The organism is Nonomuraea sp. MG754425 (assembly GCF_021699195.1).
In the GTDB taxonomy this organism is placed as follows: domain Bacteria; phylum Actinomycetota; class Actinomycetes; order Streptosporangiales; family Streptosporangiaceae; genus Nonomuraea.
Map to the genome: position 1 here is coordinate 1 of NZ_SSXE01000088.1, position 25,148 is coordinate 25,148.

At 73.4% G+C, this 25,148-nt stretch carries 19 protein-coding genes; 10 read left to right on the forward strand and 9 right to left on the reverse strand.

The features are described from left to right. Nucleotides 1–121: 121 nt before the first annotated feature. Nucleotides 122–1,030 (reverse strand): alpha/beta fold hydrolase, encoded by a 909-nt coding sequence (locus FAF44_RS28000; RefSeq protein ID WP_237106274.1) that lies wholly within the window; start codon nucleotides 1,028–1,030, stop codon nucleotides 122–124. 190 nt (nucleotides 1,031–1,220) lie between these two features. Here FAF44_RS28000 and FAF44_RS28005 point away from each other — a divergent pair, with 190 nt between their 5' ends. Further along, nucleotides 1,221–1,784, forward strand: coding sequence for a class IV adenylate cyclase (locus tag FAF44_RS28005; protein WP_237106275.1), 564 nt, complete (start codon nucleotides 1,221–1,223; stop codon nucleotides 1,782–1,784). Between the two features lie 9 nt (nucleotides 1,785–1,793). Here the strand turns inward: FAF44_RS28005 and FAF44_RS28010 are convergent, their stop codons facing one another. Continuing rightward, entirely contained in the window at nucleotides 1,794–2,102 is a 309-nt protein-coding gene (locus tag FAF44_RS28010) for a hypothetical protein (protein ID WP_308193391.1), read from the reverse strand. 167 nt (nucleotides 2,103–2,269) lie between these two features. Here FAF44_RS28010 and FAF44_RS28015 point away from each other — a divergent pair, with 167 nt between their 5' ends. Genes FAF44_RS28015 through rraA form a run of 3 tightly spaced genes read left to right on the forward strand, consistent with a single transcriptional unit; the run spans nucleotide 2,270 to nucleotide 4,631 of the window. Beyond that, nucleotides 2,270–2,992 (forward strand): GntR family transcriptional regulator, encoded by a 723-nt coding sequence (locus tag FAF44_RS28015; RefSeq protein WP_237106277.1) that lies wholly within the window; start codon nucleotides 2,270–2,272, stop codon nucleotides 2,990–2,992. Further along, nucleotides 2,985–4,139, forward strand: a complete 1,155-nt coding sequence (locus tag FAF44_RS28020; RefSeq protein ID WP_237106278.1) for an MFS transporter — start codon at nucleotides 2,985–2,987, stop codon at nucleotides 4,137–4,139. Before FAF44_RS28015 ends, FAF44_RS28020 begins: the two co-directional genes overlap by 8 nt. Before the next feature lie 15 nt (nucleotides 4,140–4,154). Continuing rightward, nucleotides 4,155–4,631, forward strand: coding sequence for a ribonuclease E activity regulator RraA (gene rraA, locus FAF44_RS28025; RefSeq protein ID WP_237106279.1), 477 nt, complete (start codon nucleotides 4,155–4,157; stop codon nucleotides 4,629–4,631). 38 nt (nucleotides 4,632–4,669) lie between these two features. Here the strand turns inward: rraA and FAF44_RS28030 are convergent, their stop codons facing one another. Continuing rightward, a complete protein-coding gene (locus FAF44_RS28030) occupies nucleotides 4,670–5,596 on the reverse strand; it encodes a LysR family transcriptional regulator (protein ID WP_237106280.1) in 927 nt (308 codons plus the stop codon). A 146-nt stretch (nucleotides 5,597–5,742) separates the two neighbouring features. Here FAF44_RS28030 and FAF44_RS28035 point away from each other — a divergent pair, with 146 nt between their 5' ends. The 6 genes from FAF44_RS28035 to FAF44_RS28065 all read left to right on the forward strand — a co-directional run bounded on the left by FAF44_RS28035 (nucleotide 5,743) and on the right by FAF44_RS28065 (nucleotide 16,229). Continuing rightward, nucleotides 5,743–6,486, forward strand: coding sequence for a glucose 1-dehydrogenase (locus FAF44_RS28035; RefSeq protein ID WP_237106281.1), 744 nt, complete (start codon nucleotides 5,743–5,745; stop codon nucleotides 6,484–6,486). A 356-nt stretch (nucleotides 6,487–6,842) separates the two neighbouring features. After that, complete coding sequence (locus FAF44_RS28040) at nucleotides 6,843–8,243, forward strand: tetratricopeptide repeat protein (protein ID WP_237106282.1); 1,401 nt, start codon at nucleotides 6,843–6,845, stop codon at nucleotides 8,241–8,243. A 206-nt stretch (nucleotides 8,244–8,449) separates the two neighbouring features. After that, a complete protein-coding gene (locus FAF44_RS28045; protein ID WP_237106283.1) occupies nucleotides 8,450–8,674 on the forward strand; it encodes a DUF5988 family protein in 225 nt (74 codons plus the stop codon). A 25-nt stretch (nucleotides 8,675–8,699) separates the two neighbouring features. After that, on the forward strand, nucleotides 8,700–13,997 hold the full coding sequence (locus FAF44_RS28055; protein WP_272895116.1) for a type I polyketide synthase: 5,298 nt from the start codon (nucleotides 8,700–8,702) through the stop codon (nucleotides 13,995–13,997). Between the two features lie 10 nt (nucleotides 13,998–14,007). Then, nucleotides 14,008–14,928: a spirocyclase AveC family protein gene (locus FAF44_RS28060; protein ID WP_237106284.1), complete on the forward strand. Its 921-nt coding sequence runs from the start codon at nucleotides 14,008–14,010 to the stop codon at nucleotides 14,926–14,928. Then, entirely contained in the window at nucleotides 14,925–16,229 is a 1,305-nt protein-coding gene (locus FAF44_RS28065; protein ID WP_237106285.1) for an FAD-dependent monooxygenase, read from the forward strand. The genes FAF44_RS28060 and FAF44_RS28065 overlap by 4 nt, the downstream gene beginning before the upstream one ends. Before the next feature lie 13 nt (nucleotides 16,230–16,242). Here the strand turns inward: FAF44_RS28065 and FAF44_RS28070 are convergent, their stop codons facing one another. From FAF44_RS28070 to glyA, 6 genes are all read right to left on the reverse strand, one after another. Next, nucleotides 16,243–17,415 (reverse strand): cytochrome P450, encoded by a 1,173-nt coding sequence (locus FAF44_RS28070; protein WP_237106286.1) that lies wholly within the window; start codon nucleotides 17,413–17,415, stop codon nucleotides 16,243–16,245. Between the two features lie 81 nt (nucleotides 17,416–17,496). Further along, entirely contained in the window at nucleotides 17,497–18,732 is a 1,236-nt protein-coding gene (locus FAF44_RS28075; RefSeq protein WP_237106287.1) for a cytochrome P450, read from the reverse strand. Between the two features lie 141 nt (nucleotides 18,733–18,873). Beyond that, nucleotides 18,874–20,433, reverse strand: coding sequence for an alpha-L-arabinofuranosidase B (locus FAF44_RS28080; protein WP_237106288.1), 1,560 nt, complete (start codon nucleotides 20,431–20,433; stop codon nucleotides 18,874–18,876). A 316-nt stretch (nucleotides 20,434–20,749) separates the two neighbouring features. Next, nucleotides 20,750–22,312, reverse strand: a complete 1,563-nt coding sequence (locus tag FAF44_RS28085; protein ID WP_237106289.1) for a polysaccharide lyase family 1 protein — start codon at nucleotides 22,310–22,312, stop codon at nucleotides 20,750–20,752. A gap of 256 nt (nucleotides 22,313–22,568) precedes the next feature. Continuing rightward, nucleotides 22,569–23,747, reverse strand: a complete 1,179-nt coding sequence (locus FAF44_RS28090) for an acetamidase/formamidase family protein (protein ID WP_237106290.1) — start codon at nucleotides 23,745–23,747, stop codon at nucleotides 22,569–22,571. Then, nucleotides 23,744–25,072 carry a serine hydroxymethyltransferase gene (glyA, locus tag FAF44_RS28095; RefSeq protein WP_237106291.1) on the reverse strand — a complete coding sequence of 443 codons (1,329 nt, stop codon included), beginning with the start codon at nucleotides 25,070–25,072 and terminating at the stop codon, nucleotides 23,744–23,746. The genes FAF44_RS28090 and glyA overlap by 4 nt, the downstream gene beginning before the upstream one ends. Nucleotides 25,073–25,148 lie beyond the last annotated feature (76 nt).

Consider the following 25,148-nt stretch of genomic DNA (forward strand, 5'->3'; position numbering starts at 1 on the left):
CACGAGGCTGCCGCCCCTCGGCCCGCCGGCCGGCAGCCTCGTGGCCGCGCCGCCGGGGCGCGCGGATCACGATCGGGGCTGATCTCCCCGGCCGGAAGCGACATCCCCCAGCGCGGCGGTGTCACTGACGCCGGCTCGTGTCCTGATCCGGCGTCGTGATCCCGGGGAAGGCGAGGATGCGCTCGACGACCAGGTCAGGGGCCTCGACGGGCAGCGCGTGACCGGTTTCGGGCACGATCTCCACCCGCCAGGACGGCGCGACGCCCGCCAGCCGCGCGGCCAGCGCCCCCGCGTCGTGCAGCGCGCTGCGCGCGCCCAGCAGCACCTGCACGGGCACGGACAGCTCGCGCACCCGCTCGTCGGTGTAAGGGGGCGGGACGGGCAGCCGCCGGCGGAAGGATCGTCCGGCCCGCACCAGTCTCATCAGCTCGTCCTCGCGCAGCGTGCCGTTGCCCGCCGCGCCGGCCACCCGGTGCCGCCACGTGCGCGGAAGTGTGGCGGCCAGCCCGCCGACGATGAGCCACCGCAGGAACCGCCCGCTCATCGGCGCGAAGCCGGCCGGGTCCACCAGTGTGAGCGCCGCGACCCGGCCGCCCCCGCCGAGCTGCTGCTCCACGGCGACCCAGGCGCCGTACGAGGAGCCCACCAGGTGCGCACGTTCGGCCCCGACCTCGGCCAGGACGTCGGTGAGCCAGCCCCCGACCTCGGCCCCGCTCGCGAGCGGCCGGGTCTGAACCGAGCGGCCGGGCTCGCCGAGCGGATCGAGGGCCAGGACCGGACGCTCAAGGGCCAGCGGCCCGACGTGGCGGTACCAGGCCAGCGCGTTCCCGCCGGAGCCCGCCAGCAGGACGACGGGATCGCCGCCGGCGGGCCCGGCCCGGAGCACGCGCACGCTGCCGGCGCGGGTCTCCACCTCGGTGTCGTCCACCGGTACGGGCCACAACGCGCCGAGCGCCCGGCTGTAGGCGGCGTGGTACCGGGCACGGGCGGAGTCGCCGGTGAAGCTCGACGGCCGGTCGGGCACGCGCATGATGACCTCATCTCGTTAATGGATACAGTCGTATCCTAACAAGGGGTGTGGCCGGCGAATCACCCGGATCCCTCGCGAAACGCCCTCCGCATCACCGGGCGCGCGGCGGCATCGGCGAAACCCGGCACCGCGCGCAGCCGCCACGCGAGATGCTGGCCCGACGTCCGTACCCAGCCGTCAGGAGCAGCTCTTGGAGTACATCGAGGTCGAGCAGAAGTTCCGCCTCCTCAGCCCGGTGGACGACCTGAAGGCCGCCCTCGCCGAGCGCGGCGCCGGGGCCGGCGAGCCCACCCGGCAGGTGGACACCTACTTCAACTGCCCGCACCGGGACTTCCTCGACGGGCAGATCGTCTCCGAGTGGCTGCGGATCCGGGAGGAGGACGGGCGCGCGTCCCTGAACTTCAAGCGGTGGCATCCGCTGGAGGCGGCGATCAAGACGCACTGCGACGAGTACGAGAGTGTCGTCTCCGACGTCACCGCCGTCCGGCTCACCCTCGCCGCCCTCGACTTCACCGAGCTGACCGTCGTGGACAAGACCCGCGAGGAATGGCACCTGGACGGCATCGCGCTGGCCTTCGACACCGTGGCCGGCCTCGGCGCCTTCGTCGAGTTCGAGTTCAAGGGCGAGGCCGGCGGCGCCGACGAGGCGAACGCGGCGATCACCGCCTTCATCGACGGGCTGGACATCCGGCTCGGCGAGCGCATCCACGCGGGCTACCCCCACATGACCATGGGCCTGCACCCGGCAGGCTGAACCGGCACCTCACACCCCCGCCCGCAACAGACGCAGGGCGGCCTCGGACGGCGACCCGGGTTCGGCCACGAACACCGCCAGCCGTTGCCCTGGGTCGTCCTGCACCCGGAACACCTCCTCCGCCAGCGTCAGCTCGCCGACCAGCGGATGACGGAACGTCACGGTGGCCGAGCGGCAGTCGCGCACCGGATGCCGGGCCCACAGCGTGGCGAACCGGGCGCTCTTCATCGTCAGTTCCCCCACCAGCCCGGCCAGGCCGAGATCGTCCGGCCACCGCCCGGCGGCCTTGCGCAGGTAGGCGGCCTGATTTGTTATAATCTATGACGTTAATCTCTTGCTTCAGCAATGTGACCCCATGGCACGTTGGAATGGCTTATAGCAGTTATGGGTGGGTTTAAGAGGATGGAGATGCTTCAACGGGGCTCTTGCTGATATGTCGGATTGACGGTGTAGGTTATAACCGTCACCGACGAGACGGGACTGCGATGGGCGAATCAGCGGCTGAGCTCTACACCACCAAGGCGGACTTCGCCTACCTGCGTGTCAAGGAGCTGATCCTGTCCGGGGCGCTGCTCCCCGGCTCCGTCATCGCGCAGGCGCAGCTCGCCAGGGAGATCGGCATCAGCACCACGCCCCTGCGCGAGGCGCTGCGCCGGCTCAAGAGCGAGGGGCTGGTCGAGCTCGACGCCCACCGTGACGCCCGCGTCGCGCCCCTGGCCGCCGAGGAGGCTCGCGACCTGCTGGAACTGCGCCGGAGCCTGGACCCGCTGGCCGTCGCGCTGGCCGCCGAACGCCGCACCAAGGCCGACATCGTCGCCATGCGCGCCGCCCACGAGGGCCTCCAGCCGCTGCCCGGCAACCCCGCCTACGGGCAGTTCGTCATCCACCGTACGTTCCACCGCGCGCTCTACTCCGCCTCCCACAACGACCTGCTCATCCAGACCCTCGACGGCCTGTGGGACAAGGCCGACCGGTACCGCCGCCTCGCCCTGGAGGTCGAGCGCGACCAGGCGACCCGCGACAGCAAGGCCGCCCAGCACGAGGCCCTGCTCGAGTACGTGATCGCGGGCGACGCCGAGTCGGCCGCGGCGGTCATGCGCGAGCACATCGACACCAGCCTCGGCGCCCAGGCAGCCTGGCGGCTACGCAAACACCAGCCGGGCCCGGCCGCTTCGGGCGGTGCCGTCGAGGGCGAGGGCGATGCCTGACTCCTGGCATCGGCACGCCGTCCTGTTGTCCCACTCGGCCGGCACCCAGGTCATCACCTTCGTGCTGCGGCCGACCATGTCGTACCGCGCGATGGAGCTGGACGTGCCCCCGGCCTGGCTCGGCGTCCTCGGCGCCAGCTTCGCCCTCGCCCCGCTGCTGCTGGCCCTGCCCGCCGGGCACGCCGCCGACCGGTACGGCGAGCGCCGCATGGCCGTCGCGGGCGCGCTGCTGCTCGCCGCCTCCGCCGTCGCCTTCACCGTGCTCGGTCACACCGTCGCCGGGCTGGTCGCGGCCGGGGTCCTGCTCGGCACCGGCCACCTGGGCAGCGTCATCGCCCAGCAGGCGCTGGTCGCCAACACCGCGCAACGCGGACGGCACGACACCGCCTTCGGCCACTACACCTTCGCCGCCTCCCTCGGCCAGGCCGCGGGCCCGCTGCTGATCGCCGCGTTCGGCGGCGCGGGGGCCATCCCCGACACCGGCCGCATCTTCGCCGCCTCCTGCGGCCTCGCCCTGGTGATCCTCGCGCTGTCGGCCGCGCTCCCGAGCCACCCGTCCGGCCGGGCCGCGGCGGACGACGGCGACCTGCGCACGCTGCTGCGCCTGCCCGGCCTCGCGCACGCCCTGCTGACCAGTTGCGTGGTGCTCGCCGCGGTGGACGTCACGCTCGCCTACCTGCCCGCGCTCGGGGCCGAGGTGGGCCTGAGCGCCGGGGCCGTGGGGCTGCTGCTCACGCTGCGCGGCCTGGCGTCCATGACCTCGCGCTTCTTCCTCGGACGCCTGTCGCGCGCGGTGGGCCGCCGCCGGCTGCTGGTCGTCAGCACGCTGGGCGCGGCCGTCGCCATGGTGCTCACGCCGGTGCCCATGCCGGTGTGGCTGCTCGCCGCGCTGCTCCTCGTCGTGGGCTTCGGCCTCGGCGTGGGCCAGCCGCTGACGATGTCCTGGCTGGCCGAGTCCGCCCCGCCGGGCATGCGCGGCCGGGCCATGTCGCTGCGGCTGGTCGGCAACCGTACCGGCCAGCTCGTCATCCCGGGCGCGGCCGGTCTCATGGCGGCCGGTCTCGGCGCGGGCGGCGTCCTGTTCGTGACCGCGCTCAGCCTCGGCTGGGCCGGCGTGGCCGCCCGGCGGCTTCCCGTCGATCCGTAGAGAGGGCTCTGCACCATGACCATCGTCACCGCCGACCTGTACGACGAGCGCGGCGACCAGTTCGACTCCTGCGAGCTGCAACTGCGCCAGTACGGCGGCCGGCACGCCTTCGCCGGCCCCGTCGCGACCGTCCGCTGCCACGAGGACAACGCCCTGCTGAAGTCGGTGCTGTCGGAGCCCGGCGCGGGCCGCGTGCTGGTCGTGGACGGGGGCGGCTCCCTGCGCGCCGCCCTCATGGGCGACGTCATCGCCGGCCTGGCCGTGGCGAACGGCTGGGCCGGCGTGATCATCAACGGGGCCGTCCGCGACGTCGTCGCGCTGCGCGGGCTCGATCTGGGCGTCAAGGCGCTCGGCTCCAACCCCCGCAAGAGCGGCAAACAGCGCACTGGGGAACGCGACGTCACGCTCACCTTCGGCGGGGCCGCCTTCCACCCGGGCGCGGAACTCTTCTCCGACGACGACGGCATCCTCGTGACCCGAGACCGGCGCTAGCCCCGCGACCGGCGCGGCGGACGCACGGCGGGAGCGGGTCAGGCGTCGTGGACGAGCAGGCTCCTCGCGGACTCCACGAAGTCGGCGACCAGCGGATCGCGGTCGCCGGCCCGGGCGGCGACGACCACCTGGCAGGGCTCGATCCCCTCGACGGGCACGGTGACGAGGTCGTCCCGGAGGGCGGCGCGGGTGTCGCCGGCGGGCACGAGGGCGATGGCCAGCCCGTCGGCGACCGCTTCGAGCTTGTCCTCGAACGTGTCGACGACCATGGGACCGAGCGGGGCAGGGGCGCCGTCCGGGCGGGGGTCGAGCCGCCAGAACCCGGTCCACAGCGCGGCCATGCCGGCGCAGGCCACGAGCGGTTCGCCGGCGAAGTCGGCGGCGGTGACCGACTTCTCGCCGGCCAGCCGGTGGCCGGCGGGGACGAGGAGCGCCCGGGGCTCGTCGTACAGGACGGTCACGCGCAGGTCGTCGGCCGGGATGGGCAGCGGCGTCCGGGTGACGAGCGCGTCCACCCGGCCGTCGGGCAGGGCGCGGGTCTCGTCCCAGTCGAGGTGCCGGCCGCGGACGTGGGCGTCGGGGTGGCGGCGGCGCAGGTCCCGCAGCGCGGGGGTGATGACGAGGTCCTCGACGTAGCCGATCGTGATCGTGCGCGCCGGGGCGGCGGAGCGGGCGGTGAGCGTCGCCTGCCGGGCGGTGTGCAGCAGCGCCTGCGCCTGCGGGAGGAAGGCCGCGCCGGCGGCGGTGAGGCGGCTGCCCTGGGGAGTGCGGTCCAGCAGTCGCACGCCGAGCACGTCCTCCAGCCGCTGGATCTGGCGGCTCAGCGACGGCTGGGCCAGGTGCAGCGCCGCGGCGGCGCGGGCGAAGTTCAGGTGCTCGGCCACGACCGTGAAGTAGCGCACCAGCCGCAGATCGAGATCGACGGCGGGCTCGGTGGGCGGCGGCGCGACGGCTGTATCGGACATCTCTTCACCTTGTTCGTTATGCGGATCCTGCATGACGGGGTGCGGAACAGGTCTTGGACACCCAGGTCAACGCGGAGTTGACTGAAATCCGTCCCGCCGGGACACGAAACCGGTTCTGAGATTTCCTGCGAAAGAGGTTGACCGATATGGGCAAGTACGAGGGCAAGAGCGTGGTGATCACCGGTGGCAGCAGCGGGTTCGGTCTGGCCACCGCGCGGCTGCTCGTGGACGAGGGCGCGCGCGTCCTGATCACGGGCCGCACCCAGTCCACCCTGGACGCCGCCCGCGACCTGCTCGGCGACCGCGCGATCGCCGTGCGCAGCGACGCGTCCTCGCCGGCCGACATCGACGCGCTGGCCGACCGGGTGAAGGCCGAGTTCGGCACGTTCGACGCCTTGTTCGCCAACGCCGGCGTCAACGGTTTCGCCCCCTTCGAGGCGACCACCGAAGAGCTGTTCGACCAGTTGATGGCCATCAACGCCAAGGGCCCGTACTTCACGGTGCAGCGGCTCGCCCCGCTGATCGCCGAGGGCGGCGGCGTCGTGCTCACCACCTCGGTGGCCAACGTGCTCGGCCTGCCCATGCTCAGCGCGTACGCCGCCACCAAGGCCGCGCTGCGCTCCATGACCCGCAGCCTGGCCCGCGAACTCCTCCCGCGCAGGATCCGCGTCAACGCGGTCAGCCCCGGCCCGATCGACTCGGGCATCCTGGAGAAGTCGATGCCCAAGGAGGCAGCCGACCAGACCAAGGCGCAGATGGCCGCCGACAATCCCATGCTCCGCCTGGGAACGCCGGCCGAGATCGCCAAGGCGGTCGTGTTCCTCGCCTTCGAGGCCACCTTCACCACCGGCGCCGAACTCGCCGTGGACGGCGGCGGCTCCCAGCTCTGACGAGCGGGCGCGAGCGGGCCCGGGGGCGGGCCGTCCAGGAGGACGGCCCGCCCCCGGCACGTCACCGCCACCGATCGCGGTACGCGCGGTGCGCGGCGTGCCGTCGTCACGCGGCACCTTCTGCAAGGGGTTGTCCACCGAACTGGTCGTCCGGTCCGGCCCCAGCGACGTGACGGCAGTCGATTGACTCAAGAGCGTGGCCCGGCCCGGGGCTAACCTGTGAGCAGGAAACATCCGAACATGGAAGTAGAACGACGCGGATGCGCCGGTCGCCGGAGACGGCTGCCGCCGACCGCTGGACCTGCGAACCCCTTCGCGCCGACACGGCGCCGTCTCACTGAGCACCGGAGGAGTCCGTGGATTCGCACAAGGTTCACAACGAACGCCTGCACGCGTTGATGAGAGAGGCGGGCTGGAACGGTCAGAGCCTCGCGGAGGCGGTCAACGCCGTCGGCAGGGAGGCGAACCTGCCGCTCACCTACACCCGGTCATCGGTCGCCCAGTGGCTGGCCGGCATGACGCCCCGGCGGCCGGTGCCGCACGTCGTGGCGGAGGCGCAGTCGCGGCGGGTGGGCCGGCTGGTGACACCCGCGGAGGCGGGTTTCGACGACGGCGGCCCCGAGGACGGCGGCAGCCCGCTCGACCGGCTGACCACGCTGGCCGTGGCGACCGACGCGGCCAACCTGGGCGCCTCTCCCTTCCGCGTCTACAGCCTGTCCGGCCGCCCGCCGGACGAGCGGAATTCGCCGGTCCCGGTGTCGGCGGAGCTGAGCGGCTCCGTCCGGGTGGGCAGCAAGGACGTCGAGTCGGCCGAGGTGATGCTGCGGCTGTTCTCCGACGCCGACGCGGCGGCCGGGTCGGGGCACGTCCGGGCCGGGCTCAGCCTCTACCTGGCCGACACCATCGTCCCGTCGTTGTCGGCGGCCCCGCGGGAGATCCGCGCGGAGCTGCTCACGGTGGCCGCCCGGCTGAGCTACCAGTGCGGCGTGATGTGCTACAACGACGAGCTGCACGGCTTCGCCCAGCAGTACTTCCAGGTCGCGCTGCGGCTGGCCGCCGAGGCGCGGGAGCCGGGGGTGGAGGCGCTGGCGCTGTCGGCCATGAGCGTGCAGGCGGTGTCGCTCGGTCATTTCGACCACGCGCTCGGCCTGTCGCGCGCCGCCGTGGAGATCGCGGGGGGCCGCCTGCCGCCCGCGGAGCTGGCCTGGCTGTTCGGCCAGCGGGCGGTCGCGCACGCGGCGGCCGGCGACACCAACAGGGCGCTGGCCGACATGACGGCGGCGCGCGCGCAGCTCAAGCGGTTCGCCGGCGTCGATCGCGCGCCCGCGGCGGCGCTGGCCTACCAGCGCGGCCTCATGCTGGCGCTGCTCGGCGACACCCCCAGGGCCATCGCCCAACTGGAGATCTCGGTACGGCACCGCCCCGCCACCGAACGGCACTCCCGTGCCATCACGTTGTCGCGCATCGCCGGTCTCCAGCTCCGCCACGGCCATCTGGAGGAGGCCGTGGCCACCTGGCACCGGTTCCTCGACGACTATCCGGCCATCAGGTCCGGCCGGGCCTGCGCGGCGCTCGCCCTGCTCCAGGCCGGGCTGCGCCCCTACCGCGGCGTCGCGTCGGCCGGCGCGCTGCTGGCGCGTGCCACGTCCCTGCAGCAGCGGCTGCCGCACCTGGCGGCGGGGTCGCGGACGGCCGCCGTCATCCCCTCCCGCGCCTTCGACATCCCCGTGCCCTTCCCGGCCGACAGATCCGGGTGACCTGCCAGAAAAACCACCTATTTCTCCCTTATTTCGTTCCGGCCGTCGCGGGTGAATCGCGGCGGCCGGAAATTGTCATGCTCCCGGACAAGGTCGTCAAGATCGGTCGATAACTTAACGGACTGCGCTTCCGGAAAGCACCGTTGACCAGCATTTCGCGGCTAGCGTCTGCTCTGTCGTCAACGCGAGGGAACGGAGCGAAAACGATGGGTCAGAACCTGTCTTCTCTCGTGCACATCCTGCTCACCGGCGGTCCCGACGCCCTGGAAGCGGCCGATCGGCGGCGCCGGATTCCCGCCGGTGAATCCGAGGTGAAAGTACGTCGCGCGCACTGCACCGAGCATTTCCGGCGGACCCCCGTGACCGTTCGCATCCACCAGCGCGAATTCCAGGTCTACGACTGGTCGCACCGCACGTACGTCGCCGAGTAATCACCCCCCAGAAACGGAGCAACGAATGTCCACGACCCGTTCAGAGCCGATCGCGATTATCGGGGTCGGCTGCCGTTTCCCCGGAAAGGTGCAGACCCCGGGGCACCTGTGGAGCCTGGCCGCCGAGCGCCGCCAGGAGATGGGCCCGGTGCCCCCCGATCGCTGGGACGCCGAACGGCTGATGGCCCTCCAGAACCCCGACGAGGCCGCACGGTACGGGCGGGGGTGCTTCCTGGACGGCGACGTGTGGGCCTGGGACCCCGAGGCGCTCAACGTCGCGCCCGCCGAGCAGCGCTGGGTCGATCCGCAGTTCCGGGTCCTGACGGAGGTGGCCTGGGAGGCGGTGGAGCACGCCGGCGTCCCGCTGGAACGGCTGCGCGGCTCGCGCACCGGCGTCTACGTCGGGGCCTACACGCCCGACAACCTGTTCCGCGAGGCGCGGCCCGTCGAGGACGCGCTCAACAGCATGTACCTGTTCGGCAACTTCCCCGGCACGCTCGTCGGCCTGCTGGCCTTCGGCCTGGACCTGCGCGGCCCGGTGGTGGCGCTGAACACCATGTGCTCCTCGGGCCTGGTGGCCGTGGACGCCGCCTGCGCCGCCCTGGAGCGCGGCGACTGCGACACGGCCCTGGCCGGGGCCGTCATGCTGATGTTGTCGCCGCAGACGCACCACCTGGAAGCCTCGCTGCTGACCTCGCAGCGCGGTGAGTCCTTCGCCTTCGACTCCCGCGCCGACGGCTACGTACGCGGCGAGGGAGCCGCGATGCTGCTGCTCAAGCCGCTGTCGGAGGCGCGCGCGGCCGGTGACAGGGTGCTCGCCGTGATCCGCGGCAGCGCGGTCAACAACGACGGCCAGGCCACCCGGCTCACCGCGCCGTCCACCGAGATGCAGCAGAGCCTGTACCGCTCCGCGCTGGCCCGCGCCGGCGTCGACCCGGGCCAGGTCGGCCTGGTCGAGGCGCACGGGCCCGGCACGCCGGTCGGCGACCCCGTCGAGTACATGTCGATCAACGCCGTGTACGGCCGGGGCAGCGGCCGGTGCGCGCTCGGCTCCATCAAGACCAACATCGGCCACTCCGAGCCGGTGTCGGGCCTGGCCGGGACGATCAAGGCCATGGAGTGCATGCGGCGCGGCCTGATCGCGCCGAACGCCAACTTCCGCTCCTGGAACCCGGCCATCGCCGTGGACGAGCAGTCCCGCCTGTTCGTGCCGACCGAGGTGACGCCCTGGCCGGTGGACGGGGAGACCCGGCTGGCCGCCGTGTGCTCGTACGGCGTGACCGGGACCAACGCGCACCTCATCCTGGAGTCGGAGCCGGCCCCGGCCGCGCGCCCCCGCCGCGCGTCCGGACCCGCGCAGAGCCGGCCGCTGCTGTTCCCGCTCTCCGGCGTCTCGCAGGAGTCGGTCACGCTCGCCGCGGGCCGTCTCGCCGGGTGGGCCGAGGGCGAGGGCGCGGCCGTCGGCCTGGACGACGCCGCCCGCACGCTGGCGGCGCACCGCACGCACGGCGTGCACCGGGCCGTGATCGTCGCCCGCGACCGGAGCGAGCTGGCCGCCCGCGCCAGGGACCTGGCGGCCGGGACGGGCCCCGACGGGGTGGTCACCGGGGCCGTCACGCTGCCCGAGAGCCACCGGGGCCCGGTGTTCGTCTACCCGGGCCAGGGCACGCAGTGGGCCGGCATGTGCCAGGGCCTGCTGGAGTCGGAGCCCGCGTTCGCCGCCGCCATCGACGAGATCGAGCCGCTGATGGCCGCGGAGTCGGGCTTCTCGCTGCGCCGGATGCTCATGGAGCCCGAACTGCTCGTCGGGGTGGACCGCATCCAGCCCGTGCTGTTCGGCGTGCAGGTGGCGCTCACCCGGCTGTGGCGGTCCTACGGCGTGGAACCGGCCGCGGTGATCGGGCAGTCGCTCGGGGAGGTGGCCGCGGCCCACGTCGCGGGCGCGCTCAGCCTCGCCGACGGGGTGGCCGTGATCTGCCGCCGCGCCACGCTGCTGGCCGAGACGGCGGGCGGCGCGATGGCCTCGGTCATGCTGTCCGCCGAACGCGTCCGGGCCGACATCGAGGCGGCCGGCGCCGACGGCGTGGCCATCGGCGTGCTCACCGCGCCCGAGGCGACCGTGATCTCGGGCGACGCCGAGCAGGTCGCCGCCCTCGTCGCCGCCTGGCAGGAGGCCGGGGCGGTCGCCCGCATGGTGGACGTGGACGTCGCCTCCCACTCCCCGCAGATGGACCCCATCCTCGACCGGCTCCACCAGGCGGTCTCCTCGGTGACCGCGCACGAGCCCCACCTGCCGTTCTACTCGACCGCCGCCGCCGACCCGCACAACCCCGGACCGCTGGACGCCTCCTACTGGGTGCGCAACCAGCGCGACACCGTGCACTTCCACGAGGCGCTGGCGGCGGCCATGGCCGACGGGCACCGGCTGTTCGTCGAGTGCGGCCCGCACCCGCTGTCGCTGCGCCCGGTCGCCGACACGGCCCGCCACCACGACGTGCACGACACGCTCGCGGTCGGCAGCCTGCGCCGGGGCGAGCACGACCAGGACACCTTCCTGGCCAACCTCGCCACCGTGCACTGCGGTGGCCAGGCGATCGACTGGAGCGCCCGGTACGGCGAGGGCCGGCCGGTGGACGTCCCCGGCACGGCCTGGCGCCGGCTGCGGCTCGGCGGGGAGCGGGAGCCGTACCGGCTGGTCGCCCCCCACCTGCCGGCGGCCAGCGAGCACCCGCTGCTCGGCGGCCACGTGCACGACCCCGACGCGCCCGGACGGCACCTGTGGCAGACGCCGATCAGCCCCCGCAGGCTGGCCTGGCTGGACGATCACCAGGTCGCCGGCGTCCCGGTGCTGCCCGGCACGGGTTACGCCGAGATGATGCTGGCCGCCGGGTCCGAGGTGTTCGGCACCACGTGCCTGTCGCTGAGCGAGCTGAGCATCGAGACCCCGCTGCCCCTCGACCCCGAGCCGCTGGTCACCACCCGCCTGCGGGGCGACGCGCGGGGGGCCGCCGCCGAGGTCGTCTCCCAGGGCGCGGACGGGGCCCTGATCGTGCACGCCCGCGGCACCGTCCGGCCGCTGCGCGGCGAGGTGCGGCCCGCCGCGCTGGACCCGGCCGCGCTGACGGGGGAGGAGTGGCGCGACTCGGTGCCCGGCGAGCTCTACGCGCACGTCCGCGAGCGGCACAACGTGATCCACGGGCCCGCGTTCGCCGCGATCGAGCGCATCCAGGTGCACCCGGAGGAGGACCGCGCGGTCTCGTCCCTGCGGATCGCCGACCCCGGCCGGGCCTCGGCCTGGATGATGGTGCTGCACCCGGCGCTCGCCGACGAGGTGGTGCAGACCGTCGTCGGCGCGTGGATCGTCAACTACGCCACCAGCCCCGGCCCGGTCGTGGTGCACGGCGCGGCCGAGATCAGGGTGTACGGGCCCACCGCGCACGCGCGCCTGGCCAACGTCCGGCTCGACCAGGCCGACGACCTGGCGTGCACGGCCTCCGGCCAGCTCCTGACGTCGGACGGCACCGTCGTCGCCGAGGTGCTCGGGCTGCGCCTGGTCAACATCACCCCGCCCCAGGAGCGCTTCAACGCGCGCCTGGCCCACACCGCGTGGGTGCCCGAGCCCGCGCCGGAGCCGATGGACGCCGAGCGGGCCGCCGCGTCCCGCTGGCTGGTCGTCGCCCCTGACAAGACGCCCTGGGCGCAGCGGCTGAGCCGGCTGCTGGAGACCGGCTCCGCGGGCTCCCGGCTGCTGACGCACGGCGGGGACGCCGAACTGACGCCCGCGCGGCTGAACGAGGCCCTCGGCGAGAGCGGCGCCGCGCCCACCACGATCGTGCTGGCCGTCGGCGGCGGACCGGGGGAGTTCGACCCGGCCGTCTCGGCCCGCGAGGAGCTGCGGCGGGCCGTCATGATCATCCAGTGGGCCGCCGCACAGGAACGGCCGCCGAGGTTGTGGCTGGCCTTCCGCACCGACGACGCGCCCATGACGGCGGCGGGCCTGCGCGGCCTGTGGCGGGTGGCCGCGTTCGAGCACCCGGAGCTGGCCCCGAGCGTCCTGGAGCTGTCCGCCGGCACGCCGCTGGACGCGGTGCTGGCCGACCTGCGCGCCGCCGACGCGGCCATCACGGAGGTCACCTGGTCGCACGAGACCCGCCACCTGGTACGGGTCCGCCCCGGCCCGGCCCCCGCCGCGGGCGGGTCGCTGGCCGAGCCGGTGCGCTCCGACGCCGCGTACGTGGTCACGGGCGGGCTGGGCGGGCTCGGCCTGCTCACCGTCGAGTGGCTGGCGGACCGGGGCGCCCGGCGGGTCGTGGTCTGCGGCCGGTCCGCGCCGTCCGAGCACGCCTCCGGCCTGCTGGAGCACCTGCGCGTCAGCACGGGAGCGCAGATCGCGGTCGTGCTCGGCGACACGGCCGACCCGGCGGTCGCGGGGCAGGTCATCCGGACCGCCACGGACGGGAACCTGCCGCTGGCGGGCGTGCTGCACGCCGCCGGGGTCGTCGAGGACGCCACCCTGGCCACGCTGGACGACGTGACCATCGACCGGGTCTGGCGCGGCAAGGCCGAGGGCGCCTGGGCCCTGCACCAGGCCACCCTGGACCACGACCTGGACTTCTTCGTCGTCTACTCCTCCGTGGCGTCCCTGCTGGGCTCGCCCGGCCAGGCCGCCTACGCCGGGGCCAACGCCTTCCTCGACGAGCTGGTGCGCTGGCGGCTGAGCCAGGGCCTGCCCGCCACGGGCATCCACTGGGGCGCCTGGTCCGAGGTGGGCCGCGGCCAGCACCTGGGCCGGCAGGGGCACGTCACGATCTCGCCGGCCGACGGCATCGAGGCGCTCGAACGCATCCTGACCGCCGGGCACCGCCGGCTCGCCTACTCGCCGATCGACGCCGACCGGTGGATCGCCGCCTACCCGGCGATGTCCGGCTCGACCTTGCTGCGTGACCTGCTCGACGAGCGGCCCGCGCCCGCCGGGGGCTCGTCCCCGGTGCTGGAGGAGCTGCACGAGGCCAGGACCCCGGGCCAGCGACGCAAGATCATCGAGGATCACATCATCGACTGCGTCCGGACCATCCTGGGCGGCACCACCCGCCACATCACGCCCGACACCAGCCTCGTGCTGCTCGGCGTGGACTCCCTGGCCGCCGTGCAGCTCCAGATGCGGCTGCAGAACAGCCTGCGGATCACCATCAAGGCCGGGGTGATCTGGGTCAAGCCCAGCGCGGGCGGGCTGGCCGAGTGGATCAGCGACCAGATGGGTTTCACCGGGGCGACCGACGGAAGGCAGACCTCCGATGCGGCAGCAGAGCTCGTCTCCGCATAACGCCGCCGCCATGACCACGTACCGGCCGGGCGCGGCGCGCCCGCCGGTGCTGTGGGCGGCCTTCGGCGCGGTGTGCGTGCTGTTCCAGACCTGGGTGGCCGTGCGCTGGGCCGCCGGCGGCAACCTGCGCACGTACGACTTCGACGGCCCCATGCCCGGCTACCTGCGGCTGAGCACGCAGGTGCTCCAGGTCATGGCGATCACGGTGAGTGTGTTGATGATCGTCCACTGCGTGCGCGAGAGCCGGAGGGCGGGGCGGGTGACCCTGTCGGCCGCCCTCGTCGCCGGCTACTTCCTGTCCTTCTGGAGCGACCCGTACTCGGGCACGCTCTACCAGACCGCGAGCAACAACCTGAACGGGATCGCCTACCCGACCTGGGGCCCCTACCTGCCGGGCTGGCAGGGACCCGTGCCGCAGGCGCAGAGCCTGCTGGAGAACCTGGGCTACCCGTGGGTGGTCATCTGGATCTGGATGGGCCTGGGCATCTCCCGGTGGCTGCGGGCCAGGCGTCCCGGCTGGAGCCGGGCCCGCACCGGCGGGCTCACCGCCGCGCTGATGTTCCCGATCGACATCGTGCTGGAGCACGCGTACATGCGGTTCGGCGGTTACGGCTACTCCCGCGCGCTGCCGCACCTCACCCTCTTCGAGGGCGAGTGGTACCAGCTCCCGCTGTACTCCCCGGCCGTCATGACCTTCTGCGCCGTCATGCCGGTCGTGCTCATGGACCTGTACGCCCGCCCAGGTCGCGAGGTCTGGCTGCTGGAAGGGTCGCTCGACCTGCCCCGGCGGCTCCAGCCGTGGGTGCGGCTGCTGGCGGGCGTCGGGTTCGCCAACGTCTGCATGCTCTCCCTGCAACTGGTGGTCTTCCTCGGCTCGCTGGTCAGCTACCCCATCGACCTGCCGCCCTGGTACGAACGGCCGCCGTCGTGACCGCCCCCGACCGGGCCGTCGTCGTCGGGGCCGGCATCGCCGGCCTCGCCGCGGCGCGCGCCCTGAGCGGGGCCTTCTCCGAGGTCACCATCGTCGAACGCGACCTGCTGCCCGACGTGCCCCGTCCCCGGTCCGGCGTTCCGCAGGGCCGCCACGGGCACGCGCTCGCCGCCCAGGGGCTGCGCGTGCTCGGCGAGCTCTTCCCCGGGCTCGGCGACGACCTGCACGCGGCGGGCGCGCCCGCGATCGACTTCTGCGTCCAGGCCGAACACCACTGGCCGGACGGGGTGCCGTCCGCGACGCCGTCCGAGGTGGTCATCCAGCCGGTCAGCCGGCCGCTGCTGGAGGACGTCCTGCGCCGCCGCGTCATGGCGCTGCCCGGCGTCCGCGTCGTGGCCGGGCACACGGCCACCGGCCTGCTGGGCGACGCGCGCCGGGTCACCGGCGTGCGCCTCGGCAGGCGCGGCGGCGGGGCCACGACGTTGCGCGCGAGCCTGGTCGCCGAGGCCGCCGGACGCTCGTCCAAGCTGCCCGCCTGGCTGGCCGGCCTCGGTGTGCCGCCGCCACCGGAGAGCGCCGTGGACGCCGGCGTCGGCTACGCCACCCGTGGCTACCTGCTCGAATCCGGCGACGCCCCGCCCTGGCGGGCGCTGTTCGAGATCCCGCACGCCCCGGTCGTCGCCCGCGGCTGCTTCGCCCTGCGCGTCGAGGACGACCGGCTGCTGGTCACCCTGCAGGGCGCGGCGGGCGACCACCCGCCCGCCGACCCCGACGGCTTCGAACGCTTCATGAAGTCCCTGCGCAGCGACATCGCCGCCGTCGTCGCGCCGCTGCGTCCCGAACCGGGCGTGCACCGCTACGGGCGCTCGGCCGCGCTGCGCCGGCACTACCACCGGCTGCGGCGCTGGCCCGAGGGCCTGATCGTGCTCGGCGACGCCGCCTGCACCTTCAACCCCCTGTACGCCCAGGGCATGACGGTGGCCGCCCTGGAGGCCAGGGCGCTGGCCGAACTGCTCGGCACGGCCCCCGGCCCCGGCGGGCTCTCGCGGGAGTTCCAGCGGCGGGCCGGCCGGATCACCCGCTGGCCGTGGACCATGTCCGCGCTGGCGGACCGGGCGTGGACCGACAGCGGCCCCCTGGTCGCGGCCACGCATCGGTACCTGAGCGCCTGCCAGGACCTCGCGGTCGGCGACCCGGCCATGTTCCGCGACCTGGCGCGGGTGACGAACATGCTCACCGGCCCCGCGCCGCTGCTCCGCCCCCGCCACCTGGCCCGGCTCGCGGCCCGTCCGGCCTCGTGAGCCGGACGGCCTCTCACCAGGCCACGGGCAGCCGGACGGGCCCGCGGATCAGCAGCCCCGACTTCCATGCGATGTCCTCGGCCGGCACCGCGAGCCGCAGTTCGGGGAAGCGCCGCAGCAGGGTCTCCAGGCTGACCTCGATCTCCTGGCGGGCCAGGGCGGCGCCCAGGCAGTAGTGCGCGCCGTGTCCGAACGACATGTTCGGACGCGGCGGCCGGGCGATGTCGAAGCGCTCCGGGTCGGGGAAGGCCGCCGGGTCGCGGTTGGCCGCCGCCATCGACGGCATCACCGCCTCGCCCGACCGGATCGTCCCCGAGGGCAGCTCCACGTCGGCCGTGGTGACCCGCAGCAACCCGCCGTCGGCGGGCATCTCGTAGCGCAGGATCTCCTCCACCGCGCCGGGGACCAGGCCGGGGCTCTCGCGCAGGGTCCGGTACTGGCCGCTGGTCAGCAGCGACAGCACACCCCGGGACAGCACGTTGGCGGTCGTCTCGTGCCCCGCCACGATCAGGCTGGCCACCAGGCGCACCATCTCGTCCTCGGCGAGCACGTCACCGCCGTCGTGCGCGGCGATCAGGGCGTCGATGAGCGCGTCACCGGGTTCGGCGCGGCGCTGGGCGATGAGCTCGCGCGAGTACGCGGCGAACTCGCGCTCGGCCCGCCGCCGCTGCTGCGGCGTGTACGCCGTGCTCGACAGGAACACGTCCGACCAGGCCGCGAACCGCGTCAGGTCGGCGGCGGGCACCCCGAGCAGCAGGAAGATCACCCGCAGCGGCAGCCGTACCGCGAAGTCCGAGACCAGGTCGGCCGGCGGGCCTCCCATGCCGGCGGCGAGCTCGTCGGCGACGGCCGCCACCCGTGGCCGCCACGACTCCACCTGACGCGGCAGGAACGCCTTGCCCACCAGGCGGCGGATCCGGGTGTGCCGGGGCGGGTCGATGTTGGACAGCGCCTCCGGATCGCTGCCGGCCACGATCCGCGGGGCGCCGGGGTAGCCGAGCTCGCGGGTGAGGTGCGGGCTGGCCAGCAGCGTGCGGACGTCGGCGTAGCGCACCACCACCCGGGCGTGGTCGCCGCTGGGCAGCCGGGCGGGAGCCAGCGGGGCGTTCCTGCGCCGCTCGTCGAACTCGGCGGGCGGCGTCCCGCGCGGGCCCGGGGGGAAGGGGAAACCAGGATCGGACGGCATGCTCGCGCTCCTTCTCGATCGGTCGTGGTCCGGCTTCTCGGCGGGTCCCGGCCGACGGCGCGGCCGCAACCGCCGCGGGGCTCAGCCCGCGGCCGGGCGTGTGAGCTGGACGGGCAGCTCGCTCCAGCCCTGGATCATGAAGGACGCGAACTGGCGCGGCCCGCCGGCCCCGGGAGCCGGCCGCAGGTCGGGGAAGCGGTCGAAGAGCGCGGGCAGCGCGGTGAGCGCCTCCTGCCAGGCCAGCGGTTCCCCGACGCAGTGGTGCGCGCCGATGCCGAAGGCCAGGTTCTCGCGCTGCTCGCGACCGGCGTCGAAGCGGTCGGCGTCCTCGCCGTGCTGGACCAGGTCGCGCCCGACCCCGAGATAGGTGGCCAGGATGGCGTCACCCTCTGGGATGCGCACGCCGTCCAGGTCGAGGGGCTCGACCGCGAACCGCAGCGGGATGTTGGCCGCCGACGGGCTCCACCGGAGGGTCTCCCTGACCACCGCCTCCCAGCCGATGTCGCCCGCGCGCACCCGCCGGAGCTGGTCGGGGTGGTCGAGCAGGGCCTGCGTGGCGTTCAGGATGAGGCTGACGGTGGTCTCCTGGCCGCCGGAGATGATCATCAGCAGGGTGTCGCTCAGCTCCTGCGCCGTCAGCCGGTCGCCCTCGTCGCGGGCGTTGATGAGCTGGGTGGTCAGGTCGTCGGCCGGGTGCTCGGTCTTGAGCGCGATGAGGTGGCCGATCATGCCGTACACCTCGACGACCGCGGCGGCGGCCAGCGCGGGTTCGGTCGTGGTGTCCAGCACCGTCGAGACGAGCCGGGCGAAGTCGAGGCGCATGTCCTCGGGGACGCCGAACAGCTCGCAGATCACGCCCAGCGGCAGCGGGTGCGCGAACGCGGAGCGCAGCTCGACGACCTGGCCGGGGGGCAGCGCGGCCAGGCCGTCGATGAGCTCGGTGGTGATGCGGTCGATGATCGGCTGGATCGCCTTGGTCCGGTGGTGGGTGAAGCTCGGCGCCAGCAGCTTGCGCAGCCGCCGGTGCTCGGAGCCGTAGGCGTTCAGCATGGTCTGCCCGCCGACCACGACGTTGATCCAGGCCCACTCGGGACGGACGGCCACCTCGGGCCACAACCGCCAGTGCCGGCGGGCGTCCTTGCTGACCTTGGGGTCGAGCAGGAGCTGTCGGAGCAGGTCGTGGCGGGTGACCGCCCACGCGGGGATGCCGCCGGGCAGTTCCACCCGCACGACGGGGGCGATGGCGCGCAACCGCGCGGCCTCGCCGGGGAGATCGGCGCCTGAGGGGTCGAGGACGAAGGGCGGTTGGCTGGTCATGCGGACGCTCCTGGGAGAGCCGGGGCGCCTCGGAGCGGGGCCCCGTCTCGTCCGACGATAGGGACGCCGCGTCGTTTACCGGCCTCTTCCGGCCGGTCGAAGTGTCAAACTCGGCGGCGATCTTGACGGGGCCGGGCGGTGCTACGCCCAGGGGGCGGCGACCACCCAGCTCACGTCGTCGGCCCACGACGTGGCGCTGTCGAAGGTGTTCGTGCCGCCCTCGCTGCCGATGTAGACGATGTTGTCGTAGTGGCGCAGCAGGCGGTTCGGGAAGTTGAAGGAGGCCCACGAAAGCCCCTGACCGTTCAGGCCGGTCTGCGGGCAGAAGGTGGCGTCACCGGCGAACAGGGCGCTGCCGTCGTTGGCGGCGCGGTAGAGCCGGTAGTTGCTGTGCCGCAGGTAGCTGCCCGGATAGTTCTTCGACTCGAACGACACGCAGGCGCTGTAGGCCAGGCCGGCGCGCACGATCCAGGTGGCGTCGTTCTTGTCCAGCGACGAGCTGGCCGAGGTGATCACGGAGGTGACGGCCTGGTCGTTCTGGTGGCGGACGTAGCGGCCGGTGCAGCAGGCCGTCGTCGCGCGCAGCGAGATCGACGCCCCGGCGGCGGGTGTCCCGGCGGGACGGGCGGCCGTGGTGTAGCCGGCGGCCACGATGCCGGCCTGGACGGCGTTCTCGGTGGCGTCCGTCGGATAGCCGGAGGTCATCACGCCCTCGTAGAAGGTGCCGGCGGAGCTGTTGCTGTTGTCGCCGCCGATGCCCAGGATGATGGCCCCCTCCTTCTTCATCGGGTTGTAGCCCGCGACGTTGGGCCGCGCCCCGTTGTAGTAGGTGGACAGGCCGCCCGACTGCGCGTTGCCCGCCCGGATGGACCAGTGGTTCGGCTCGCCCTTGACGATGGCGGTCAGGTACCGGTGGGTCACGGTCGGGTCGCCCGCGTTGTAGCCGGCGTTCACGCCGGAGAACAGGCCGTTCTCCAGGTCGGCCATCACCCACGGGCCGTTGCCGGCGCCGTAGCCCCACGCCTTGATGTTGCCGAAGTAGATGGTCTCCATGGTGCCGTTGCCGTTGTCGCGGCTGTTGGTCTCGGCGTTGCCGTAGTCGAAGCAGCAGCCGGCGTTGTAGTGGGCGCCGTCGAAGACGGCGTACATGCCCTCCGGCTGGTCGCCCTTGGCGACGCCGCTGGTGTTGTTGTTGCGGTAGCCGGTGCCGGGGGCCACGAAGACGCCGTACGCCTTGTGCCCGCCGACCATGGTGGGCGCCGCCGTCGCCACGGCGAGGTTGTCGTACCCGCCCGGGGCCGGGCCGTTGAAGCCGCCGGGGGGCGCCTGGGTCAGGTGGTTGCCGCGTCCCGACTGGTCGTAGATGACGGTGATCACGCACGTCGTACGGGCGCAGAAGGAGTCCTGCGCCGCGGCGTTGGCGTACCCGCCCGCGCTGAGCAGGCCGATGTTCTGGGTGGCGTTGTCCGAGGAGCGGCGTACCTGGTAGAGCGACCCGTTGTAGGTGGCGTACAGGGCGCGGGTCGTGCTGTGGGCCGCCACGCACGGGGTGCCGCCGGCGGCGTAGAGGTCGCATGACTGCGACGCGGCGGCCTGCGACGGGGCGGGGACGCCCGCCAGCAGCCCGGCGGCGAGGGCGACGGCCGCTCCGGTGGCCAGCGCGGCCTTCTTCGCATTCCCTAATCCGAACCCGACGATCATGATGGACCACTGCCTTTCTCGGTCGGCGTCCGCGAACGCTGGAATTTCCGGGCGCGCGCCATTGCTGAATGGCCGGCCCTCGCCTTCATGAACTGCTCATACGCGGGTCAGATGCTGATGTTAGCGTTAACAAAATTAAGTGTGGATGACCTCCGAAGGCGTTCTGTTTTATGAGGGTGACGCGCTCACTATGAATCGGAAGCGAATGTCCGTCAAGGCTTTCACCGCAATGCCGAAAACGTTGTGAGGCGAGCGCGGCATCATGCGCGTCCGCCCCCGCCTCGGGTGAGACGGGGGCGGGCGGTGGCACCGGTGGCTATCCTGCGTAGGTCTCGAACTCGGCGACCTTGGGCGTGCTCGCCGCGCCGGTGATCCGGAAGGTGATCTTGCTCAGCGAGGTCGGGGTGAAGGTGATGGCGCCCGCCCCGCTGCCCGACTTCAGCACCGCTCCGGTGCCGGCGTTGATGAGCTGCCAGGCGCCGATGGCGCCCGCGGAACCCGCCGCCTCGCGGATGACGACACTGGAGACCGTCGTCGCCGAGCCCCACTTGATCGAGATGTCGCCGGTCGAGCCGGACGGCGACCAGAAGGTGCTCAGGCTGCCGTCGCGCACGTTGCCGTAGCTCGTCCCGTCGGCCTTGCTGGAGCCGTCGGAGCCGGCGCCGATGCTGAGGTTGGGGCCGCCGGGCGTGGGGCCGACGGTCGGCGTCACGGTGGGCGTCACGGTGGGCGTCACGGTCGGTGTCGGGCCGGGCGTCTGCGGGGTGCAACTGCCGTCCGACACCTGCAGCCCCTTGTTGGCGCCGGCCGTCTGGCGGATGAGCGCGGGCACGCAGCTCGCCCCGTCGAGGGCGTAGGAGTACGGGACGCTGACGGTGGTGTTGGACTGCGGGTTGGGCCCGGCGGGGTTGTTCTCGCTGCCCGGGGCGGACCAGGTCACGTTGTCGAAGACGTTGCCGCCGACCTGCCAGTAGCCCGCTTCGCTCGTGTAGAAGGTGCCGAGGACGTCCTTGGAGTCCTCGAAGTAGTTGTTGTCCACCTTGGCGCGCCCGCCGGCCCGGGAGTTGATGCCGGACTCGTGCAGGTTCACGTAGTAGTTGTTGTAGATGTGGGCGATGCCGCCGCGCAGCAGGGGCGTGCGGGAGTCGATGTTCTCGTACAGGTTGTGGTGGAAGGTGACGTAGCCGTTCGAGCGGTCGCTCTCGCTGGATCCGATGAGCCCGCCACGGCCGGAGTTGCGCAGCGTGCTGTAGGACAGCGTCACGTACTGGGTGTCGGCCTTCATGTCGAACAGGCCGTCGAAGCCCTCCGACTCCCCGCCGGACGCCTCCAGGCTGACGTGGTCGACCCAGACGTTGCGTACGCCGCTCTCCATGCCGATGGCGTCGCCGCCGTTGGAGGTGGGGGAGCCCGACTTCTTGACGTTGCGGACGGTCACGTTGCGGATGATGATGTTGCTGGCTTCGCGGATGTGGATGCCGAGCTGGTCGAAGACGGCCCCGCCGCCGACCCCGATGATCGTGACGTTGCTGATCTGCTTGAGTTCGATCACATCGGCGGCGGTGTTGCAGCTCGCGCCCGACACCTTGGTGGTGTTGCCGTGGTTGATGGTCCCGGAGACCTCGATGGTGATCGGGGTGCTGCTGCTGGCCCGGCCGCACAGGGCCGCGTGGATCTGGGTCCCTGTGGTGGCCCTGACCGTCTGCCCGCCCGCGCCGCCGGTGGTCCCGCCGTTGGCGCCGGCGTAGCCGGTGGCGCCGTCGGCCGCCGCCGCGGCCTGCGTCGCCGGCAGGGTCATGGCGATCCCGCCGACCGCGGCGACCGCGGTTGCCGCCGCGGCCAGCGCCGCTCGGAGCCGCGACGTGACTGCTCGTCTCATCCTCGCTTCACCTTCTCCTTCGAACACCGGGGGGGTGATCGGCTCCGCGCCTGCCGTGGTCCTGTGGCCGCGGTATCGGGCTGCCGAGGGTCCGGCTGCCGGCGCTGACGGCCGGCGCCGGATACGCACCGCTCACCTGAATGGACGTCTTCGTGGGGACGATCCACACCGTAGGAAAGCGCTTTCCGCGTGTCAACGCGGCCTGAAACTTTCATGTCCGGCCGCGATCGCGCCACGGGGAGCGCACCCCGCCCGCTCACTTCGCGCCCGGCAGGATGTCGCGGTCGAAGATGTCGATCGGCAGGTAGAGCGTGACCGTCGGGTTCGGGATCGTGACGATGCAACTGATGTGCAGCTCGACGGGCGCGACGCTGAGGATCACGTACGCCTGCTCGCCGCTGAAGCCCAGCCCCATCAGGTAGTCCACGGCCCGGAGCATGGCCTCGCGGGCGGCGAAGGTGGCGTCCTGGTAGCCCTGCTCGCGCTCGTCGAAGCAGAAGCCGTTGAAGCCGAGGTAGCGGTCCGCGCCGAAGCGGGCGACCAGCGGCGCGGGCCGCACGACGGGCGTGGTGATGCGGTGGCGGGCCATGCCGTCGTCGATCACGTGCAGCCGCAGCCAGGTCCGGCCGTCCATCTCCATGGCGTTGAAGCAGCACTCGCCGTCCCCGGCGGACAGGTGGTGGTCGCCGAGCGACAGCAGCGCGCCCTCGGCGAAGACGGGGAAGTAGACCCTGGCGCCGGGGCCGAGCCGGTTGATGTCCAGGTTGCCGCCGTTCTCGCGCGGCGGCTGGGTGCGGGCGGCCTCCCGCGCGGCGTGCTCGCCGAGGCCGCGCAGCAGCGCGTTGCGCGGATCGGGGGCGAAGGCGCGGCCGTCGGCGTACAGCGGGCGCTCGCGCTCGTCCCAGCGCCGCAGCAGCTCGTACGACGGAGCCACCCCGATCGTGCCCGGATGCGGCTGCGCCGGGATCCGGACGCCGGGCACCTGCGGCGACTCGGCGATCGAGCCGCGGGCGTACCAGGTGGACCGGTAGCCGTCGGGGAAGATCTCGCCGAGCAGCCCCGGCGTGCCGGGCAGGATGTTGGAGAAGGCGATCCCGCTCAGCGGTTCGCTGCCCAGCACCTCCGCGACCAGCACGTCGCCCGGCCGCGCGCCGTTGACGTACACCGGGCCGGTCAGCGGGTGCATGCGGGTCAGGTCGATCCGCCGCAACTCCTCCAGGCCGCCGTCGTCGTGGACCTGGTAGTCGTCGTAGGCGGCCGACTCCAGGATGACCTCGCCGCCCGGATCGACCGCGACGGCCGGCGGGATGTCCGGGTGCCAGCGGTTGTGCCCGATCCCGGGCTGGTCCGCCAGCGGGGTCCCGACCTGGCAGGAGAGGCGGGGCACGTCAAGATGCCGGTCGCCGAAGCGGGAGAGCGGTTCGTGCTGGGTCACGGTCCCTCCTGAGGGGTGACGGTGAAGCGCACACCGGTGAACGGGGCGCGCCAGGCGGTGACGTCGGCCGCGACGGCGGCGGGGTCCCGGCCGGGGTCCAGGGCGTGGGCGAGGAAGGAGGCGAGCGCGGGCATGTCGTCCGGGTCCGCGCCGATCCGGGTGATCTCGGGGGTGCCGAGCCGCAGGCCGTTCACGTCGCCGCGCACCGGCTCGGCCGGCAGGCCGATCCCGGAGGCGAGCAGGTTCGCGGCCCGCAGACGGCGGGCGGCACGACCGCCGCCGCCGTACCGGTGGGCGGGCACCGCGAACTGGTGCGAGCGCGTCCCGCCGGCGAACACCGGCACGTCCAGCGCCCGCAACTCGGCCGCCAGCCTGGCCGCGTTCGCCGCCATCGCCGCCGCGTGGGCGGGGCCCTCGGCCTGCCAGTCGAGCAGCGTGACGGCCAGGGCGGCGACGCGCCCGGCGTCGGAGTTCGCGGTCAGCCCCGGGTAGGCGATGGCGTCGAGGTGTCCGGCCAGCTCCTGGTCGTCGGTGACGATCAGCCCGCCCGCGGGCCCGCCGAGACTCTTGTACGTGCTCATCGTGACCAGGTGCGCGCCCTCGCGCAGCGGGTTCGGCCAGACCCGGCCGGCGATCAGGCCGCACATGTGGGCCGCGTCGCACAGCACCCGCGCCCCGACGGCGTCGGCGATCTCCCGGACGGCGGCGATCGGGTGCGGGAAGAGGTTGAGGCTGCCGCCGACGCTGATCAGCGCGGGACGCAGCCGTCCGGCCAGCTCGCGCAGCCCGTCCAGGTCCACCGTGTAGCCATCGGGGGAGACCGGGGCGGGGACGGTGGTGAGCCCGTACAGGCCGGCGGCTCCCTCGGCGTGGTGGGTGACGTGGCCGCCGATCTCCGGCGGCGGCGCGATGACGGTGTCGCCGGGGCGGCAGACGGCCATGAAGGCGTACAGGTTGGCCAGCGCGCCCGAGCCGACGCGGACCTCGGCGAAGCTCGCGTCGAAGACCTGGGCGGCCAGCTCGGCGGCGATGATCTCGATGCGCTCGATCGCCTCCAGGCCGGTCTCGTACTTCTCGCCCGGGTGGCCGAGTGAGGCGCGCGGGCCCAGTCCGGCCGACAGCAGCAACTCGGCCCGGGGGTTCATCACGTTCGAGGCCGGGTTCAGGTTGACCGCCTCGACGCCGTGGATGCGCCCGTTCCAGCTCACCAGCCGGTCGATCTCCGCCAGCGTGGCGGCGGGCGGCTGCCCGGCCAGGCCGGCGGTGACCGCGCGGGTGAGGCGTTCGGTGGCGGTGGTGGTCCAGGGGCGGGCCCGCAGCACCATGTCGGCTCCCAGGTCGAGGCGGGGTCGGTGGACCCGACGATAGGCAGCGGCCCCCGGCGGGCACATCCGACCAGTG